Source organism: Acidovorax sp. Root217, from assembly GCF_001428645.1.
Lineage (GTDB): Bacteria > Pseudomonadota > Gammaproteobacteria > Burkholderiales > Burkholderiaceae_C > Acidovorax.
On sequence record NZ_LMIH01000014.1, the window covers coordinates 59,742 to 77,507 of the forward strand.

The window sequence follows — 17,766 nt, forward strand, 5'->3', positions numbered from 1 at the left end:
TGCGGGGTCAGGGGTTCTTGATCTCTGCGCCCTTGCGCAGGTAGAACCACCAGTTCAAGACCAGGCAGACGGCATAAAAAATGGCGAAGCCGTACATGGCGAACTGCGGGGTTCCGGCCTTGATCTGCGCGCCGATAACCACCGGGGCGATGAAGGCGCCGTAGGCGGCCACGGCCGAGGTCCAGCCCAGCACGGGGCCGGCCTGCTGGCGGTCGAAAATGACGCCGATGGTGCGGAAGGTCGAGCCGTTGCCGATGCCGCTGGCAAAGAACAGCACGATGAACAGGCCGATGAAGGCGGGGAAGTACTGCTCGGGTGTGGCCGAGGTGTAGGCCTGCATCATCACGTAGCCCACCGCAGCGGAAGCCAGCACCATCACCGCCGAGATGACCTGCGTGACGATGGAGCCGCCGACCTTGTCGGAGATCCAGCCACCGATGGGCCGCACCGCGGCACCGACGAAGGGACCGATCCAGGCATAGGTCAAGGCCGAGGGTGCGTTCGGATTTTTCAGCGTGTGTGTCATCACACCGGCGGCGTCCGCCACGTGCTGGAAGCCGAAGATCACCGTGATGGCCAGCGGCAGTACCATCGAGAAGCCGATGAAGGAGCCGAAGGTGACGATGTAGAGCGCGGTGAGCGACCAGGTGTGCTTGTTGCGGAAGATGGCGAACTGCTTTGCCACGTTCTCCTTCATGGCACCGAAGGCGGCCACGCGCATCATGAGCAGCGCGAGGATGATGTCCAGCGGGATGGCGATCCACATGTTCAGGATGCCCAGCCCGGTGGGGGCCGGCAGATACAGCCAGAGCATGAAGATGGCCGGGATGAAGGCCAGGGTGTAGAGGTAGGTGACTTTGGCGAACGCGGCGATGGGGTGACCGGCGTCGGGCGACACGGTCTTCAGGTTGTTCATGCCGAACCACGCCAGGATCGACAGTGGCACGAGCGAGATCACCCAGGCGAAGCCAGCGTTCTGGATCCAGGTGGGCGTGCCGGCGGCGATCTTGCCGAAGATCCAGCCGCTGTCCTTCACCAGCGTCATCGACTCACCACCGAAGGCGCCCAGCAAGGGCAGCGTCATCACCAGCGGGATGACGATCTGCATCGTGGTCACGCCGAAGTTGCCCAGGCCGGCGTTCAGGCCCAGGGCCGTACCCTGCAGCCGCTTGGGAAAGAAGGTGCTGATGTTGGACATGCTGGAGGCGAAGTTGCCGCCACCCACGCCGGACCACAGCGCCAGCAGTTGGAACGACCACAGCGGCCACTCGGGGTGCTGCAGCGCAAAGCCGGTGCCGATGGCCGGTGCCAGCAGCATCGCCGTGGTGAGGAAGATGGTGTTGCGCCCACCGGCCAGCCGCACCAGGAAGGACGCCGGGATGCGCATGGTGGCGCCCGAGATGCCGGAGATGGCGGTAAGCGTGAACAGCTCGGCCTGGGTGAAGGGAAAGCCCAGGTTGAGCATCTGTACCGTGATGATTCCCCACATGCCCCAGACGGCGAAGCCGCACAGCAGGGCCGGCACGGAAATCCAGAGGTTGCGGTAGGCGATGCGCTTGCCGGTGGCGTTCCAGAAGGTCTGGTCTTCCGGGCGCCAATCGACGATGTCAGGTTCGACTTTGGATGTGTTGTTCATGAGAGTGGCAAGCAACGCGGAGCGTCAGTTCTGAAGGGAAAAGGGTTTGGCGTTGGCGCCCATGACTTCGGTCTTGCGCACCTCGGTCCAGTACATCCAGATGAGCGAGACCCACACTACGCCGTACATCAACATGAATGCGCTCGATCGGATGCCGGTGAGGTCCATCAACACGCCGAAAAGGATGGGCAGCACGAAGCCTCCCAGGCCACCGGCCAGTCCCACGATGCCGCTGATGGCGCCGATGTTCTTCGGGTAGTCGTCGCTGATGTACTTGAAGACGCTGGCCTTGCCGAAGGCCCAGGCGATGCCCAGGATGAACATCAGCGCGGTAAAGAGGTACACGTTGAGGCCGATGTGGAAGGTCTTGGGGCCATCCACCGTTGCCACTGTGAAATCGGTCTGCGGGTAAGACAGCAGGAACAGGCAGACCCAGCTCATCCACAGCACCCACCAGGTGACCTTGTGCGCGCCGAACTTGTCCGACATCACGCCGCCCACCGCGCGCAACACGCCACCGGGCAGCGAGAAGCAGGCCGCCAGCAGCGCGGCCACTCGGATGTCCAGACCGAACTCGCCCACGTAGTACTGCACCATCCACAGCGAGAGCGCCACGTAGCCGCCGAAGACGATGCTGTAATACTGGCAGTACTTGAGCACCTTGGGGTCTTTCAGCGCCTTGAGCTGATCCATGAAGGACACGTTGCTTGGCACCAGGTGGTCGGGGTTGCTGTGGGTGAACAGCCAGAACAGCACCACCGTGCCCAGCATGATGGCCGCGTACACCTGCGGCACCATGGTCCAGCCGAAGGCGACCAGCAGCACCGGGGCTACGAACTTGTTGACCGCGGCGCCCGAGTTGCCCGCGCCGTACACGCCCATGGCCATGCCCTGGCGGTGCTTGGGGAACCAGCGCGCCACATAGGGCGTGCCGACCGAGAACGCGCCGCCCGCGAGACCCACGAACAGGCCGATGGTGAGGAAGTGCCAGTAGGCGGTGGCGTAGCTCATGAGCCAGATCGCCGGCACGGTGATGGCCATGAGCAGGGCCATCACGATGCGGCCACCAAAGCGGTCGGTCCAGATGCCCAGGGGCACTCGCACCAGCGAGCCAGTGAGCACTGGTGTGGCCATGAGCAGGCCGAACTGGGTGGAGTTGAGGTCGAGCGCCTTCTTGATCGGGATGCCTATGACGCCGAACATCATCCAGACCATGAAGCACACGGTGAACGCCAGGGTGCTGACGATCAGCACCGACCAAGCTTTTTTGTCGTTGTTCAATTCAGAGGCCATGTTGTCTTTCTCCACGCGGGGCATGGCAAGACTGTCGGCGATGGGCACGCTGGTGGCTATCCGTCACCTGGGTGGCCAGGGCGGCTCTGAAGAACGATGGTGGGAGGACTCAGGGCGTCCAGAAGAACTACCTCAACCGGTTTGTGGCCGCCGGTTGACCTGGATCAATGCGCGAGAGCGTTGTTGCCCTACGCGCTGCCGACATCCACCGCGAGCGAGCTGGGCGGCACTCCAGCACTCGAGAAGGGCAATTGGCGGGCCTGCTATGAAGCGTGTCGGGCGGCGAATACCGCCGCCTGCACACGCGAGGTGAGGTGGAGTTTTCGCAGGATGTGCTGCACGTGTATCTTTACCGTGGTCTCGGCAATGTCGAGCTGACGGGCGATGTGTTTGTTGCTGTCGCCGCGCGCGATCAGGTGCAGGATCTCGAGTTCTCGCACCGACAGCGAGGCGAGCTCGGCATCCGAGCTAGTCACGGGTGCAACGATAGAAGTGCCAGGGCCGTCGGCGGCGGGCTGGGAGCGCAAGGCCGATACCAGCTTGGTCGTCATCTCCGGGCTCACCACCGATTCACCGTCCATCACCTTGACAATGGCCTCACACAGGTGGTGCGACTCCACCGTCTTCAGCAAATACCCGTCGGCGCCGGCTTTGAGCGCGGCCACCAGGTCGGCCTCGTTTTCGCTCACAGTGAGCATGAGCACGCGGCTGCCAGGCGCGGCCTCGCGCAGCGCGGGGATGGCGTCCACGCCCAACACGCCAGGGAGGTGGTTGTCGAGCAGGATCACGTCAGGTCGCTGGCGCGCAACGCAGCGCAGTGCCTCGCCTACGTCACCCGCTTCGCAAGTCACCTCGAAGCGTGTGTCCTGCGAAAGCAGGGCCATGAGCCCGCGACGGAACAGGGAGTGGTCGTCCACCACGAGTAACTGTATCGGGTGGGTGGGTGTGACGTTCATGGAAGGGGGTGTTCGTTGGTGATTGCTGCAACAGGGCTGGCCGCCACAGGGTGGGGTGGCAGCGTCAGGGTCACGGTGGTGCCATTGCCGGGCTCGGAGCTTACGTCGACCCGCGCGCCAATGAGCGCGGCGCGCTCGCGCATGATCTTCAGGCCCACGTGGGAATCACCGGGCGTGTCCAGCACGTCGAATCCCGCACCGTCGTCGCGCACACGAAAGCGCCAGCGCGCGCCCTTGATCACATCAAGCTGAATGTGGCGCGCCCCCGCGTGCTTGCGCACGTTGGAGAGCGACTCCTGCAACACGTGCAGCACCTGCACCTGCACATCGGCAGGCAGAGGAAGGCCGTGGCCTTCGACGTGCAACTTGGCTGGCAAGCCCGTCTGGTGCTGAAACTTCTGCAGCGTCTCCTGCAGGGCGCGTTCGATGTCGTCGGTGTTGGTGCGGGTGCGAAAGTGCACCAGCAGTTCTCGCACGTCGTTGATGCTCTCACGCAGACCTTCGTCGAGTTCGTCCAGCGTGCTCATCACTCGCGCGTCTTGGCCTTTGGTTGCCGCAGTGCGCAGCAGCTGCACCTGGATCTTGAGAAAGGCCAGCGACTGCGCGATGGAGTCATGCAGCTCGCGAGCAATCAATGCCCGCTCCTCGCCCACCGCGGCCTCGCGTTCCAGCGCGGCCGCGCGCAGGCTCTCCAGCGCATTGGCAAGGTGGCTTGCCAGGGCATCCAACAGCTCGGACTCGCCTGCGCTCAGGTTGGTCTGCGACCGGTAGAACAGGTTGATCTCGCCGATGAGGCGCTGCTGCAGGCGCACCGGCACGCTCACCAGCGTCTCGAAACCGGCGCGCACGCAGTGCCGTACCTCCAACTCGTCGTGGCTGCGGATGGGGATCACCCGGGTGCGGGCATCGGGCTGCAGGTTGCCGCAAGCACACGCCCCCGCCAGCAGACTGCGCTCGGCTTCCACCATGTCCTGCGGAAAGCAGTCGGTGGCCAGCATCAGATAGCGCTGGCTGGCTTCGTCGCTCCAGCGCACCGCCACTGCGTCCGCCTTCACCACTGCGCGAACGCGCTGGGAAAAGCCGCGAGAAAGTTCTTCGATGCTGCCAGCCTGGGCCATGAAGGCGCTGACCTCATACAGCGTCTCCAGCCGCGCGCGCTGCGCTTCGATGTGGCGCGTCTTGGCCTCTACCTGGCTCTCTAGGCCAGCGTACATCGTCTGCAGCGTGGAGGCCATGCGGTTGAAACCCCCTGCCACCTGGCCGAACTCGTCGAGTGTGTCGACCTCTACGCGCGCCTTGAAGTCGCCCGATTCCAGCCGGCGCAAGCTCTCGCGCAGGTGGGCCAGCGGGTTGATGACGTACATGTAGCCTGTGTAGAGCATCACCACCGCGCCGAGGAGTGCCAGCGCCATCATGAGGAACTGGAACAGGTTAAGGATGGCAGTCAAACCCGATAGCTGGTGCTCGATGGCGAGCACCAGTGCGTCGATGGCATCGACGAAGGCGTCGGCCGCGGCCAGGGCTTGTGTCGGATCGGGCGGCGACCCTTGTGACCACAGCGGGCGCTGGCTCTGCCATAGCGCCTCCACTGTGGCAAATTTGGTGGCAACCGTTTCGTCCCAGGGCACGAAGAGCGGCCGGCCAGCGTCGCCCCGGCGCAGCAACTCCAAGCTCTGGTCGAACTGCTGCACCAGCGCAGCCACCTCGGTCGGCGCACGATCGGATTGCGCAACGCTAGTGATCCGCCAGGTTTGCATGCGCATTCGTCCGGCCTCGTTCACCGCTGCGGCTCCACCTTCGAGCTGCCAGGTCACCCATAGCGTGAGACCGATGGAAGCGAGCGCGACGAGCAGCAACCCCGCGCCGATGCGTACCAGCTTGGTTGACAGGGATGCGGTGGAGGCCATCACGTGGTGGTTACCGGGTTTCAAGGTTTGCAAATACCTGCTTGCGACAGGCTGCTGTCTCAGGCAGTTGTGCCTGGCTGAGAAAATAATGCACTTGCAGTCCCATTTCATGTGATGCGGATCAAAAGCGATGCGCAACACCCTGGATTTCAATGAACAAGGGTGAAGTGCTGCGGGTTGTTGATCAGCAACTCTCGGTACACCGCCAAGGGTGATCGTACCCCCAGCCATTTTCTTGGGCGCTCGTTGATCTCATCGGCTATCGCATCGAGCTGCTGCTGGCTGTAGATGCTCAGGTCCTTCCCCTTGGGCAGGTACTGGCAAGAAAGAGCCGCCAACAAGGCGGCCATGGCGACGTTCTCGGTGTGGATGAACCGCGAGGCGCAGGCCCGGGCGGATGTGCTGATTGCCGGGCTGCTGAAGGATCTGCCGCTGCCGCCAAAGCGCTGAACCACCTGCTTGCACCGACGTCCCGACTGGCTTCACCGCGCGAGGGGCGGTGCCGGGCGGGGGCGGTCACTTGCCCGGGCACACCTCTTTGGGTGCTCCACGCACATAGTTCTCCCAGGCGTCCAATACGATGTGGTTGCGGCCCACCCAGGTCTGTACCTTGAGCGTGGCGGTGCTGCCTGTGGGGGCGGGCTGTATGGCCACGATGCCGAGCACGATGTTCGAGCGTCCCATGCCCATCCCCTTGTCCGCGTAGATGTTGCAGGTCATGGAGCCGTCGGCGCTTTGCTGGCCACAGTCCGGTATGCCCAGGGTGCTGCCCCAGAAGGCCGTGCCTTTGCGGCAATGGCGCAGGCTTTCACGGAAGTTGGTCGAAGCCTCTTGGGCGGGCACGGCCAGTGCCACCTTGCGGACATTGAAGTCCGACTCCTTGAGCTTGTCCGGTGCCGTGCCGCATCCGGCCAGTGCGGCTGCAATTGCCAATGCCACTGCCCATCCCGTTGCTGCCATTCTTCGCATGCCTTGACCCCCCTCTACGTTGTGTGCCGGTAATGGTAGCGTGCGCAATGGGTCGCGCTTACGATCAAGGGGGAGGGGGCCGCTGCGCCATTGGACCTGTTCACCGATGGGAGATACGCACCAATGCCTTCATGGCTGCACGACCTGATCGACAGCGACATGCCCACCGCGCGCGACCGCGACCGGTACCTGGGCTTTGCCAGGAGCGTCATGGCCGGGCACCACGGCGAGCTGGAGATCACCGGCAACGCATTCAACGTCCACTTCTCGCAAGCGGGTGTACGAGTGCAGTGCCTTTGGGATGAAAGCCGCAGCCCCGAGTGCATGGGTCTGGCTGCGTTCATCCAGGCGCTGACAGCCCCGCCGGGCTCCCGAATGCCCTGACCCGGTTGCAAGGCCGCAGATTGTGGCTCAGGCCCCAGTCTGGCGGGTCACGTGGTGCTGGGCGGGGCGGGCCTGGCCAGGCGGATCGGCCCCACCGCCTGCACAGCCGAGGCCACCGCCTGGCCGCGCTGCAGCACCTGCAGGCGGCCTTCGCCTGCCAGCCGGTCCGCAGCGCTGCGCACGGCGGGCATCATCGGGCGCCACTGTGCTTCGTTGTCCTGCGCCAGCGCGCGCGCCACTTCGGAAGGGCAGATGGTCTTGCTTGGCGCGCGCTCAGCCAGCAGGGCCAGGATGGCTTGTTCGATGGCTGCGTCGCGCATGAGGGCAGGTCTGCAAGCTGTCCGGTCACTCCGCCTGCAGGTAGCACTGGCGTGACGGGATCGCGCTGGCCACAGCGCTTTCCACCTGGTCCATTGTGGGGAACTGGGCCCAGAAATGGTCCACGTCCCAGCACATGGTGGGGCCCGAGCGCGAAAACACGGCACGGGTGGGGCGGTCGCTGCTCACGGTGTAGTCCCAATTGCCCCACCAGGCCGTGATCGCGCCCCGGGTTTCCTTGCGGTCCACCTCGAAGCGCGCGTAGTCCCTTTCGGTCAACACTTTGCCGGTGCCCGTGCATTGGGCGTTGTCGTAGACCATGGTTCCCTGCGTGACGGTGACGTGGGTCTCGTCCTGGCGCGTCAGGCGAAACAGGCTGCGCCCGCTTTGCCCGGCAGTGGCGCCGGTGGGGCCGCAGGCTTCGCGCACCCAAAGGCCCTCGGGCAGGCCCCACACCGCAGGCGCGCAGGCCACCTGCACCGCCTGCACCGCAGCGCCGGGCACGGCACCGCTGCCCTGGGCCACGCTGCAGGTCTGGCCGGCGGGCTGCGACTGCACCCGCACCGCGTAGGCGCTGCCTGCCGCGAGCGGCGTGGCAAAGGCGAAGCGGCCACTGGCTGTGACCGTGAGGTCGTCGCCCTCGTTGTTCTGCAGCACGAGCCTGGGGGCATGGGTGTTGCTGCCTGCGCTGGGTGCGACCAGCCCGCTCACCGTGCCGCCGATGGTGAAGCGGTCTGCCGGCGAGGGGCCGGGGGCTTCATCGCCGCCACCCCCACCGCAGGCCGCCAGCGATGCCGCCAAGGCCAGGCAGGCGAGGGGGATGCAGCGCGTTGGCGCTGCGGGCGAAGGGGTTGATGGTGTGGAGTTGGTCATGGCAAAAATGGCAAATTATGGTTGCCACCACTACGCCAGGTAACCCCCCAACAGCAGCAGGGCGTGACGGGCGTCACCTGCAGGTTGCATGCCCCAAAGCCCATCTGCCTAGGTGCGCGTGGTAGGCATCAACGCCTGCCACTGCGCCTGGTGCCGGCAATGCCCGCGCCATGTCGCCAGGCCCCGTGGGCTTGCCTGGCGCGCAGTCACTCAGCACCGCCTCAATGGTGTGCCGGGTGCGCAGCAGGCGCGGCCGGCCTGCTTATCGCGCGGTGCTCAGGGCCGTGCCGAAGGCGTGGTGGTGGCGGCCGTTGCCGGCCCCCTGCCGGTTGCGTTGGGCGTGTTGGTGGCGTTGTGGGCCTTGTATTTCTTCCACAGGAATCCGGCAATGGCCATCAGGATCATCTTGCGCATCAGTGTTCTCCAGGTTGGTAGGTGTGCGCATAGCATCGGCGGCGATGCAGCTGCGTTCTGTAGGAGGCTGGGTCAACAGCGTGTCGGCAAGCGGTCAGTGCAACGGCGCAGGCGGCAGTGGGCTTGCCGCGATAGCCCTCATACAATGGCGGCATGCCTTTACCACCCGTTCTGGACCGATTCCTGGGCGCACAGGAGCCCGTGTGGGCGCGCGTGCTCGCCGAGCTCAAGGCGGGCAAGAAGCGCACACACTGGATGTGGTTCGTGTTTCCCCAGCTCAAGGGCCTGGGGCACAGTGACATGGCGGTGCGCTACGCCATACAGTCCCGCGCCGAGGCCAGGGCGTATCTCGACCACCCCGTGCTGGGCAGCCGTCTGCGCGAGTGCTGCCAGTTGCTGCTCGCGCTGCCAACGGCATCTGCCCGCGACGTGCTGGGCACCCCCGACGACCTGAAGCTGTGCTCCAGCATGACGCTGTTTGGCGAGGTGTCTGCAACCGACAGCGTGTTCCAGGCCGTGCTGCAGCGGTATTTCGATGGCGTGAAGGACGCCCGCACGCTGGAACTGCTGGGCCCGGGCTGAACAGGCCACCCACCTTATCGGTTGACCGCCCCGATGATGAATGGCCTCAGCGAAAAGAAGCGGCTGTCACTGGTTGCGCTGTACCGGCAGATGCCCATGCAGGAGCTGGAGCGGCGCATCGCCGCAGGGCAGCTGGCGGCACCGGCACAGGCCATTGCACAGGAGGTGCTGAACGACCGGTTGGAGCATGGTGACCAGCCACCAGAGCCCGGCAGTCCATTGCCAGGCGGTGCTCCCCAAGGTTCGGTATGGGGGACGGCGATGTTGCTGGTACTGGGGGCGGGCGTCAGCTGGCTGGTGCTGCCCGGGCATCTGGCTTCGCTGGTGACGCTGGTGGCCGTGTGCTGGGTGGTGCCTGCGCTGGGCAAGGCCTTCCCGCTGGCCGGTCTGGCCATGGGCATTGTTTTCGCCATACTGCCCGTGGGGCTCTCGCTGTGGGCATGGAGGGCCGGCGCGCTGGTGATGCGGGGCGGTGACTACAAGCCCCTGGGGGCCCTGCTGGCGTGGGGGGTTCTGGTCGTCGCCTTCGTGCTGTGCTGGTCCCTGGCCAGCCTGCTCATCGTCGGCTCCCGGCACAAGGGCCCGTGGGGCGACCTGTACAACAAGCTCAAGGCAGTTCGCGACCAACAGATGCAGGCCATCACCCGGCGGCGCTGATGGGCACTGCAGGTGCCACGAAGCTTGCGCGTGCCGGCGCCGACCGCCTGATCGCCAGCGTGGTGCAAGTCTTCGGCGCCGCGCAAGCCCACCACGCTTACCTTTTTGCCAATTTGCGGCACGCGGATGAAGCTGGTGGTGCACGATGGCTTTGGCGTGTGGTGCGCAACGCACCGCCTGAACCAGCGACGCTTTGCCTGGCCCAGCGATGGGGCGCCGCTGCAGCAACCGCACTCACACAGGCCCAGTTCGATGCCCTCATTGTGGGCCTGCCGCGGCAGCGGCTCGCACACATGCTGACCATCACGCGCGTGTGATGGTGTGTGATCGCTAGGCCCGTGCGCGCGGGTGAGGATCGCGCACGGGGCAATTCGAGAATGCCCCGATCACATCCATCGCCCACCTGTACGGGCGGGCGTTGCCTTGGGATGTACCGGCTATTGAATGTCGTAGACCCGCTTGTAGCGATAGCTGTTGAGCATTTCACCCAGGCTCTCGGCGGTGGTCGCACCCAGTCCATAGCCGATGAAAAAGGCGGTGCCAGACAAGTGGGTCAGGTCCTGGTTCACGAACAAGACGGAGGACGTGTTTTGCAGGCGGTCGGCCCAGGCCAGTGGGTTGGCGGGATTGAGGCGGTCGAAATTGGGCACCGAGTAGGTGTACATGGTGCCGTCGGGCGTGATCGCTATGAGGTAGGGATGCCCCTTGGCACCACTGGCGAGGTGCTCGGGTTTTATCTGTACGTGCGCGGAGATCGTCAGGCGGGTCAGGGTCCCTGTGGCCACCATGGTGCCCAGCCCCGGTGCACCCGCGCCTTCGAACACCACGGGCAGCGGCGACAGTTGCGATTGTCCCACCGGCCCCACACCCAGTTGTCCTGCGTTGTTGTTGCCCCAGGCCAGGAGCGTGCCGTCGGTGGTGAGTGCCAGGGAGTGCTGGGCGGATGCCGCTACCTGTGCATACCCGCCTCCAAGGGGCTGCGGGCTTGCGCTCTCCGTGAGGGTGGCATTGCCCAACTCGCCCTGGTAGTTGCTGGTGCCCCAGGCCCAGGCCGTGCCATCAGCCTTCAGCGCCAGCGTGTGGAAGAAACCTTTGGCGACTTGGCGATAGCCGCCGCCCACCAGCACGGGTGCATCGCTAGAGCGCCATTGCCAGAGGGTTCCGTCATCCTTCAGGCCCGCGGCTGAGTAGTTGCCCAAGGCCACCTGCACAAAACCACGGTCCACCGGGCCGGCGCTGCCGTAGCCGTACTTCCAGATGACCCAGTTGTTCAAGTCCCATTCTCCCAAGGGCACAAAATCAAACTGTATGGCGCCGCCGCCCAGCACGAACAACACGTTGTTGCGGTTATTGACCATCTGCAGGTAGGCGGGTGGCAGCCGGTCCAGCATGTCGCCACCGGCACTCGCTTTGAAGAGGCTTTTCACATGGCCCCAGTACCAGACGGAGCCGTCTGTTTTGCTGGCGGTGTCCGAGGTCATCAACTGCGCAAAGCCGCTGCCGACCTGCACTGGCCGGGTTTCGTTCAGGGTCTGGCTTCTCAGCTGCACCGAGCCCCACATCCACAAGGTGCCATCGGTCTTGAGGGCCACCATGTACTTGCCAATGGCGCCCACGGCCACCTGGGCGAAACCGCTGCCGATCAGCACGGGCTTGTCCGCACTCACCATGGAGCCATTGCCCAACTGCCCGCTCTGGTTGTCGCCCCAGGTCCACAGCGATCCGTCGCTGAGCACCGCTGCAGAGTTTTGAGCGCCCGTGGCCATGTGCACCACCGTGGCGGCGTGCACGCTGCCCATGCCAGCCACCAGGGCGAACAACAGCCAGATTTTGAAGGCCAGAGGCGCCAGCTGACGGGACACGGCGGACCGCAGGCGATGGCTCGCAAAATTCGAATAGAAACTCATCAGAAGACCCATCTTTGGAAGTATTGGTGAAACCTGCCGAAGCCCACATTGGCCTCTTCAGAAAGTCGGTGCGCAACGAACGATGGACACGCCACGGTGACAGCCTCCCCTCCCTGAAATCTGGCGAATGTTTTTTTACGATCAGCAGGGGTGCCTCTCAAGCGCCATGGTATTGCGGCGCCTTGCGAAAAGCGGTGATTCGCATCACCACACCCTGTCAGCCAAACAAAGCGTTACGAATTCAGCCAGGGGAAGCCATTTGTTTCAGTCGCATCCCTGCCTTGGCAATCGGCGCGGCGAAGGTGAACGGGCCATTGGTCCCCGGCACCAGGAATGCGCCTGCCGCCTGGCGTAACCCTACCGAGGTAGGGCGCGCGCGGTGGCCCTGCCCGCCACGTCTGCGGGTACGGCTCGGCCACTGCCGTATCAGGCGAGCCTGCGGCCGGTGATGCTGTACACCATGGGGACATCATGGCCCTGGTGGTCCATGTAGAACCTGCCCGGCTCTCGCTCCACCATGCCTTCAAAACAGTCGTACGGGCTGTAGGCAAACTCGTCCACACGCTCTATCCGAATGCCCGCGCCCACCAAGGCGTTGATGACGCTTGAAAGCGGGTGCGACCACGTGGCCAGTTGGGCTACGGCGCCTGCCCCGTTGTCGGTGTAGGTGGCTTCTTCTTCGATGTCTGGCGCCGCACTGCCAAAGTACGGCTGCCCCGCCAGCAGGTCGCGCAGGGGGTGGAACTCAACCATGTAGAACAGGCCCCCCACCGCCAGGTGCGAGGCCACCACCTGCGCCCAGCGGGCCAGATCGGGGAGCCAGCACAGGGCCCCGTACGAGGCGAACACGATGTCGAACGCCTGCGCGCCGCCAGCGCCAAAGCCGTAGACGTCCGAGCACACGAAATCAGCGCCCAGGCCGGTGCGGGCTGCCAGCTCCTGGGCCTTGTCGATGGCCACCGGCGAGATGTCCACCCCCGTGCACACGGCGCCCTTGCGGGCCCACGACAAGGTGTCCAGCCCGAAGTGGCATTGCAGGTGCAGCAGCCGCTTGCCGGCCACTTCCTTCAACTGGCCCAGCTCGATGTCCCGCAGCGAGGTGGCGCCCGCCATGAAGCCCTCCACGTCGTAGAACCTGGATCCGAAGTGAACGCGGGCGCGGCGGTCCCAGCCGATGCGGTTCATTTCAAAATAGTGGGCGTCGGGTGTGTTCATGGCAATGCGGCGCGGGGCAGCGTGTGCGGGCTGCGTTGCACGGTGCGGGATGTTGCGGATTGCTTCGGGGCGAGGCGCCGCCCTGCAAGCGGCCGGCAGTATAGGAGATGCTGCGCGGTGCCAGGCGCGCCGATGGTGGTGGTGGCGTTGGTTTCAGTGGACCAGTCTGCGACGCAGGTCGTCGAGCAGCCATCGCCCGGCCACGCCGAGCGCGCGGTCACGCCGGTGGGCCGCGTAGATGGTCAGCCCTTCGGGTGGAGTGGGGTCGTCGTGGATCTCGATGGCGATGAGTGCCCCTGACGCGATGGCCGTTGCCACCAGGTGCTCGGGCATGCGGCACCAGCCGAATCCCGCCAGGAGGAAGTCCATGCGGCGGCCTAGATCGGCAAAACGCCACAGCCGGGTGCCCGCCACGCCGTAGTTGGGGCCGCCCGGATCGGCCGGGTCCGACAGCACCAGTTGGACGTGCGGCGCCAGGTCGCCCTGCGTGGCCGGGCGGCCCAGCGCGGCCAGCGGATGGCCCGGCACGGCCACCGCGCGCATGGGGGTGCGCAGCAACGGGTAGGCGGCAATGTCCTCGGGCACGCCCGGCAGCAGCAGGCACAGCGCCATGGCCGCCGAGTCGCTGCGCAGCCGCCGCAGCGACCCGCCCAGCCCTTCGGTCGAAAAGTGCACCGGCAGATCGGGAAAGGCCTGGCTCAGCGCGCGCAGGCTGTCGATCAGCGGGGCGGTGGGCACCAGCGGGTCGATGGCGATGGCCAACTGCGGCTCCACTCCCGCCCGTGTGCTGGCCGCCACCGCTTCGAAGCGCGCGGCACTGGCCAGCACGAGCCGCGCCTGGTCCACCAGTACACGGCCGACCTCGGTCAACTGGGGCCGGTGGCCCTGGCGGTCGAACAGCGCGACGCCCTGCATGGCTTCGAGGTTGGCCACCGCTTGGCTCACCGCAGACTGCACACGCCTGAGCCTGCGCCCGGCGGCCGAAAAACTGCCGGTGTCGGCAATGGCCACCAGCACGCGCAACTGGTCGAGGGTGAGGCTTCCAATCATCGGTCCATCTCCCATGTCCATCTCTAAAGCAGATGAAAAGTATCACATTTTCATCGCTTCCGCAGAAGCAAGGTGGCGCCTAAAGTCCCCTCACGACGCCATTGGCGGCCCCGCCCGGCGCACCCACCGGGCCCACCAGCCACCCCGAAAGACAGAAGGAAAGAAACCTCCATGACCCAACTCCTCGTTGTAGAGACCAGCCCGCGCGGCGCCCAGTCCGTCTCGCGCCAGATGACCCAGCGCTTTCTTGCGGCCTGGCGCACCGCCCATCCGGCTGGCCATGTCGTGCACCGCGACCTGGCCGATGCCGATGGCGCGCCCCCGTTCGTCACGGCGCCCTGGCTGCACGCCTACTTCACGCCGCCCGCGAACCAATCGCAGGCCATGCGGGACGAACTGCGGCGGTCGGACGAGATGGTCGCCGAGGTGCTCGCGGCCGGGCACATCGCCATCTCGACCCCGGTCTACAACTACAACGTTCCCGCGTCGCTCAAGGCCTGGGTGGACCATATCGTGCGCAAGGGCGCGACGCTCGGCCTGGACGGCCAGGGCCTGGTCAAAGGCAGGAAGGCAACCCTGCTGATGGCCTCGGGCGGCGTCTACACCGAGGGATCGTCCATTCGCGATCGCGACATCGCCACGCAGTATCTGCGGCTCATCCTCGGCGTCATCGGCATCGAAGACGTGACCGTGGTGGCGGGCGGCGGCGCCAAGGCCGTCGATCTGCAGGCCCAGACCATGGATGGCTTCCTGGCCCCGCTGCAAGCGCAGATCGAGCGCGCTGCGGGCGCTGGCAGCGCGCACCGGGCATGAGGCCGCGGGGGTGGGCGCCGGGCGCCTCGGGCGGCGTCAATGCCCCCTGCCCAAGGCGCTCTCGATCAGCCCGTCGGCCTTGGGCGTGACGAGCCCGTGCAACTGCGCCAGATCACCAAATCGCGTCAAGCGCCAGCGCGGGCAGTCAAGCCATGCTGAAATGCGCTTGCAGCTGCTGCTCTTGCGGCGACGGCAATGCATTGTCGGCCTGAACTTCCAGCGCCACCGTAGCGCCGCCATGCCAGGCCAGCGCGCCGCGCCTGGCGTCGAACCACAGGCTGGCTTCTTCAAACTCGCGCTGCTGCCGGGGCTCGGTGGCTGCCATGCTGACAAAGCGCAGCGGTATGACCTGGGCCGTGGTGATCCACGCCCACTGGTAAACCTGATCCTTCGGCGCATCGGCGGCCATGCCGAGCCGTTTGACTTCGGTCAGCCAGCCGTGGGGGGAGACGAACAGGTAGAGAATTTTGAAGTTCGGCGACATGCCGCGATTGTCTGCGCCACCCGGCTTTGGCCATGCGCATGCGCGTTCAAATCCCCTGCGGAAGGGCGCTGGCCGCATGCCAATCTCCACCACCGGCGAGCCTCGCTCCAGGCATGGCCCTAGCCACCTCTGTCGATGCGAAGGGCGAGAATGACCGAGGTGTTGGTCCTGGTGACTCCGTCGATCTCCCCGATTTGGTCCAGCAGCACGTCAAGCCGCGCCGTGTTGTCGGCCCGAAGGGTGGCCATGTAGTCAAACTCGCCGCTGACCGATGCGAGCTGCAGTACCTCGGGAAACTTCGTCAGCTCCCGGATGACTTCCCTGCCGGCCTTGGGCTGCACCACGATCCCTACAAATGCCTGCACGCCCCGTGCTACGGCTTCGCCTCCCAGGCGCACGGAGTAGCCGCCGATGAGGCCGTTGGCCTCGAGTTTTGCGAGGCGTGCCACAACCGTTGTTCTGGCCACGCCGAGCCTGCGGGCCAGGTTGGCAGTGCTCTCGCGCGCGTTGGCCTGCAGCAGCGCAATGAGCTCCCGATCAAACTTGTCGCGCAGCAGCGTTTCGGGAAGGTTGGTCGGCGCGTTCATGGTGAGGGACAAAAGCCAAAAAGAATGACAAGGTGACGATTCGTCAATATTGTCTGCCATTGCGGCGAAAATTGGTGCCATTTCGTCGAACTCATGCTTTTTTTCGTCATGGGGTTTCGGAACACTGGGTGGGTCTCCACACCCCGTCCCGTTCTGAAGGAAATTCGCATGAAAGTAGCTCTTCTCGGCGCTGGCCACATCGGCCAGACCATTGCCCAACTGCTGCACGCCAGTGGCGACTTTGCGTTGACGGTCTTCGACCGTGACCAGGCAGCATTGGATCGGCTGGCCCAAAAGGGCATCCGTACCAAGTGCATCGATACATCAAGTGCCGAAGAACTCACGAATGCCCTGGACGGACACACCGCAGTGGTCAATGCGCTCCCGTACCACCTGGCGATTTCTGCTGCCCAGGCGGCCTTGCGCGCCCGTTGCCACTACTTCGATCTGACGGAGGACGTGGCTGCAACCCAGGAAATCAAGCGCCTCGCACAGGACGCTGAAACTGCGTTCATGCCGCAGTGCGGCCTTGCCCCGGGCTTCATCGGGATCGTGGCGCACCACCTTGCCAGCGGCTTTGAGGCTCTGCACGACGTGAAGATGCGCGTGGGCGCGCTGCCGGCGTTTCCCACGAACGCGCTCAAGTACAACCTGACGTGGAGCGTGGATGGCCTGATCAATGAATACTGCCATCCGTGCGAGGCGATACACGACGGTCGGGTGATCTCGGCCCTGCCGCTGGAGGGGCTGGAGCACTTTTCGCTGGACGGGGTGGAGTACGAAGCCTTCAACACATCGGGTGGCCTGGGAACCTTGTGCGAGACGTGGGACGGAAAGCTGCGCAACCTCGACTACAAGACGGTGCGCTACCCAGGGCATCGCGCGTTGATGCAATTTCTGCTGGACGAGCTGCAACTCAAGAGCGACCAGGACACGCTCAAGACCGTTCTTCGGCGCAGCATGCCCGCCACCATGCAGGACGTGGTGCTGGTGTTCGTCACCGTCTCAGGCACCAAGAACGGCTCGCTCGTGCAGGAGGTATTCGCGCGCAAGATCTTCGCCGAGCGTGATGGCGCATACCCGTTGTCCGCCATCCAGATCACAACCGCTGCGGGGATCTGTGCGGCCCTGGACCTGTTTCGGGAGCAGAAGCTGCCTCAGCGCGGGTTCATTCGCCAGGAGCAAGTGGCCCTCCCGGACTTCCTGGCCAATCGTTTTGGCCAGGCGTATCAGCAGTACCGCCAGGTTGAATCGATTGGCTGAAGGGCCTTAGAGCCTGTTCAAGGTCCTTTTAAAGCCGCGCAAGTCCCTTTTCGGGATGGGATGCAAGGCGCGGTGTGCAGCCAATAGCTCGGCTATTGGCAAGCGCCGCTGCGTATTTCGGCTCTCCTGGACATCCGGTTCGGCACCGTTGCCACCGAGTTCGGCACTGTGGTCATAGGGCAGATGGCAGGCTAGACCATCGCGGAGGAACAATTGGGGCGGTGGGCTAGACTTCCGCTATCGGCCGAGGCTGTGTGAAAACCCAACCCTAAACCACTGCCTAAAACTAAAATAATGGCACCCGATTCAAGCGAGGTGCCCCATGAAGCGATTCATCGAAGGCGAAGACCGACAACAAGTCACCATGCTACCGGAGTGCCTGGACGACTACATCACAGAGGACAACCCGGTGCGCGTTGTCGATGTGTTTGTCGAAGAGCTGGATCTTCGGGCACTTG

General features: G+C 64.9%; 17 protein-coding genes and 3 pseudogenes. 7 read left to right on the forward strand and 13 right to left on the reverse strand.

Features of this window, described 5'->3' with window-relative positions; genetic code table 11:
• Positions 1-7: 7 nt before the first annotated feature.
• The 5 genes and pseudogenes from ASE31_RS15900 to ASE31_RS15925 form a co-directional block, all read right to left on the reverse strand.
• Positions 8-2,953 (reverse strand): annotated as a pseudogene (locus tag ASE31_RS15900) (nitrate/nitrite transporter).
• A gap of 239 nt (positions 2,954-3,192) precedes the next feature.
• Positions 3,193-3,885 carry a response regulator gene (locus tag ASE31_RS15910; protein ID WP_057202792.1) on the reverse strand — a complete coding sequence of 231 codons (693 nt, stop codon included), beginning with the start codon at positions 3,883-3,885 and terminating at the stop codon, positions 3,193-3,195.
• Positions 3,882-5,930 carry a type IV pili methyl-accepting chemotaxis transducer N-terminal domain-containing protein gene (locus ASE31_RS15915; RefSeq protein ID WP_369818306.1) on the reverse strand — a complete coding sequence of 683 codons (2,049 nt, stop codon included), beginning with the start codon at positions 5,928-5,930 and terminating at the stop codon, positions 3,882-3,884. Before ASE31_RS15915 ends, ASE31_RS15910 begins: the two co-directional genes overlap by 4 nt.
• A gap of 11 nt (positions 5,931-5,941) precedes the next feature.
• A pseudogene (locus tag ASE31_RS15920) lies at positions 5,942-6,112 on the reverse strand (IS30 family transposase); the annotation flags it as partial.
• A gap of 196 nt (positions 6,113-6,308) precedes the next feature.
• A complete protein-coding gene (locus ASE31_RS15925; protein WP_235514523.1) occupies positions 6,309-6,752 on the reverse strand; it encodes a hypothetical protein in 444 nt (147 codons plus the stop codon).
• Between the two features lie 132 nt (positions 6,753-6,884).
• On the opposite strand from ASE31_RS15925, the gene ASE31_RS15930 reads away from it, so the two are divergent.
• Positions 6,885-7,145, forward strand: coding sequence for a hypothetical protein (locus ASE31_RS15930; protein ID WP_057202796.1), 261 nt, complete (start codon positions 6,885-6,887; stop codon positions 7,143-7,145).
• Positions 7,146-7,192: 47 nt separating this feature from the next.
• Here the strand turns inward: ASE31_RS15930 and ASE31_RS15935 are convergent, their stop codons facing one another.
• From ASE31_RS15935 to ASE31_RS31675, 3 genes are all read right to left on the reverse strand, one after another.
• Positions 7,193-7,465 carry a DUF3253 domain-containing protein gene (locus ASE31_RS15935; protein ID WP_057202797.1) on the reverse strand — a complete coding sequence of 91 codons (273 nt, stop codon included), beginning with the start codon at positions 7,463-7,465 and terminating at the stop codon, positions 7,193-7,195.
• A 25-nt stretch (positions 7,466-7,490) separates the two neighbouring features.
• A complete protein-coding gene (locus ASE31_RS15940; RefSeq protein WP_157412514.1) occupies positions 7,491-8,336 on the reverse strand; it encodes a hypothetical protein in 846 nt (281 codons plus the stop codon).
• Positions 8,337-8,612: 276 nt separating this feature from the next.
• Positions 8,613-8,750 (reverse strand): hypothetical protein, encoded by a 138-nt coding sequence (locus ASE31_RS31675; protein ID WP_157412515.1) that lies wholly within the window; start codon positions 8,748-8,750, stop codon positions 8,613-8,615.
• A gap of 153 nt (positions 8,751-8,903) precedes the next feature.
• Here ASE31_RS31675 and ASE31_RS15945 point away from each other — a divergent pair, with 153 nt between their 5' ends.
• The 3 genes from ASE31_RS15945 to ASE31_RS33135 all read left to right on the forward strand — a co-directional run bounded on the left by ASE31_RS15945 (position 8,904) and on the right by ASE31_RS33135 (position 10,289).
• Positions 8,904-9,332, forward strand: coding sequence for a DUF1810 domain-containing protein (locus tag ASE31_RS15945; protein ID WP_057202799.1), 429 nt, complete (start codon positions 8,904-8,906; stop codon positions 9,330-9,332).
• A gap of 36 nt (positions 9,333-9,368) precedes the next feature.
• Positions 9,369-9,989 (forward strand): hypothetical protein, encoded by a 621-nt coding sequence (locus tag ASE31_RS15950; protein ID WP_157412516.1) that lies wholly within the window; start codon positions 9,369-9,371, stop codon positions 9,987-9,989.
• Positions 9,990-10,115: 126 nt separating this feature from the next.
• On the forward strand, positions 10,116-10,289 hold the full coding sequence (locus ASE31_RS33135) for a hypothetical protein (RefSeq protein ID WP_157412517.1): 174 nt from the start codon (positions 10,116-10,118) through the stop codon (positions 10,287-10,289).
• A 137-nt stretch (positions 10,290-10,426) separates the two neighbouring features.
• On the opposite strand, the gene ASE31_RS15960 is transcribed toward ASE31_RS33135, so the two are convergent.
• From ASE31_RS15960 to ASE31_RS15970, 3 genes are all read right to left on the reverse strand, one after another.
• The gene (locus ASE31_RS15960; protein WP_162261401.1) at positions 10,427-11,851 is read right to left on the reverse strand and encodes an RCC1 domain-containing protein; all 1,425 of its coding nucleotides are present in this window, start codon (positions 11,849-11,851) and stop codon (positions 10,427-10,429) included.
• Positions 11,852-12,322: 471 nt separating this feature from the next.
• Complete coding sequence (locus ASE31_RS15965; RefSeq protein WP_057202802.1) at positions 12,323-13,111, reverse strand: bifunctional 2-polyprenyl-6-hydroxyphenol methylase/3-demethylubiquinol 3-O-methyltransferase UbiG; 789 nt, start codon at positions 13,109-13,111, stop codon at positions 12,323-12,325.
• Positions 13,112-13,264: 153 nt separating this feature from the next.
• The gene (locus ASE31_RS15970) at positions 13,265-14,161 is read right to left on the reverse strand and encodes a LysR family transcriptional regulator (RefSeq protein WP_057202803.1); all 897 of its coding nucleotides are present in this window, start codon (positions 14,159-14,161) and stop codon (positions 13,265-13,267) included.
• A gap of 171 nt (positions 14,162-14,332) precedes the next feature.
• Here ASE31_RS15970 and ASE31_RS15975 point away from each other — a divergent pair, with 171 nt between their 5' ends.
• Positions 14,333-14,974 (forward strand): FMN-dependent NADH-azoreductase, encoded by a 642-nt coding sequence (locus ASE31_RS15975; protein ID WP_057202804.1) that lies wholly within the window; start codon positions 14,333-14,335, stop codon positions 14,972-14,974.
• 145 nt (positions 14,975-15,119) lie between these two features.
• Here the strand turns inward: ASE31_RS15975 and ASE31_RS15980 are convergent, their stop codons facing one another.
• Entirely contained in the window at positions 15,120-15,458 is a 339-nt protein-coding gene (locus tag ASE31_RS15980) for a hypothetical protein (RefSeq protein WP_057202805.1), read from the reverse strand.
• A gap of 119 nt (positions 15,459-15,577) precedes the next feature.
• A complete protein-coding gene (locus ASE31_RS15985; protein WP_057202871.1) occupies positions 15,578-16,045 on the reverse strand; it encodes an Lrp/AsnC family transcriptional regulator in 468 nt (155 codons plus the stop codon).
• Between the two features lie 168 nt (positions 16,046-16,213).
• On the opposite strand from ASE31_RS15985, the gene ASE31_RS15990 reads away from it, so the two are divergent.
• Complete coding sequence (locus ASE31_RS15990; RefSeq protein ID WP_057202806.1) at positions 16,214-17,308, forward strand: saccharopine dehydrogenase family protein; 1,095 nt, start codon at positions 16,214-16,216, stop codon at positions 17,306-17,308.
• 322 nt (positions 17,309-17,630) lie between these two features.
• Positions 17,631-17,766, forward strand: a pseudogene (locus ASE31_RS32650) (IS5/IS1182 family transposase); the annotation flags it as partial.

Excerpts from the sequence above, each read along its gene's own strand:
- ASE31_RS15925 (WP_235514523.1), bottom strand. The coding sequence starts at position 6,752 with ATGGCAGCAACGGGATGGGCAGTGGCATTGGCAATTGCAGCCGCACTG.
- ASE31_RS15935 (WP_057202797.1), bottom strand. The coding sequence starts at position 7,465 with ATGCGCGACGCAGCCATCGAACAAGCCATCCTGGCCCTGCTGGCTGAG.
- ASE31_RS15985 (WP_057202871.1), bottom strand. The coding sequence starts at position 16,045 with ATGAACGCGCCGACCAACCTTCCCGAAACGCTGCTGCGCGACAAGTTT.
- ASE31_RS15945 (WP_057202799.1), top strand. The coding sequence starts at position 8,904 with ATGCCTTTACCACCCGTTCTGGACCGATTCCTGGGCGCACAGGAGCCC.
- ASE31_RS15965 (WP_057202802.1), bottom strand. The coding sequence starts at position 13,111 with ATGAACACACCCGACGCCCACTATTTTGAAATGAACCGCATCGGCTGG.
- ASE31_RS15940 (WP_157412514.1), bottom strand. The coding sequence starts at position 8,336 with ATGACCAACTCCACACCATCAACCCCTTCGCCCGCAGCGCCAACGCGC.
- ASE31_RS15950 (WP_157412516.1), top strand. The coding sequence starts at position 9,369 with ATGAATGGCCTCAGCGAAAAGAAGCGGCTGTCACTGGTTGCGCTGTAC.
- ASE31_RS15930 (WP_057202796.1), top strand. The coding sequence starts at position 6,885 with ATGCCTTCATGGCTGCACGACCTGATCGACAGCGACATGCCCACCGCG.
- ASE31_RS15970 (WP_057202803.1), bottom strand. The coding sequence starts at position 14,161 with ATGATTGGAAGCCTCACCCTCGACCAGTTGCGCGTGCTGGTGGCCATT.
- ASE31_RS15975 (WP_057202804.1), top strand. The coding sequence starts at position 14,333 with ATGACCCAACTCCTCGTTGTAGAGACCAGCCCGCGCGGCGCCCAGTCC.
- ASE31_RS15910 (WP_057202792.1), bottom strand. The coding sequence starts at position 3,885 with ATGAACGTCACACCCACCCACCCGATACAGTTACTCGTGGTGGACGAC.
- ASE31_RS15980 (WP_057202805.1), bottom strand. The coding sequence starts at position 15,458 with ATGTCGCCGAACTTCAAAATTCTCTACCTGTTCGTCTCCCCCCACGGC.
- ASE31_RS15990 (WP_057202806.1), top strand. The coding sequence starts at position 16,214 with ATGAAAGTAGCTCTTCTCGGCGCTGGCCACATCGGCCAGACCATTGCC.
- ASE31_RS31675 (WP_157412515.1), bottom strand. The coding sequence starts at position 8,750 with ATGCGCAAGATGATCCTGATGGCCATTGCCGGATTCCTGTGGAAGAAA.
- ASE31_RS33135 (WP_157412517.1), top strand. The coding sequence starts at position 10,116 with ATGAAGCTGGTGGTGCACGATGGCTTTGGCGTGTGGTGCGCAACGCAC.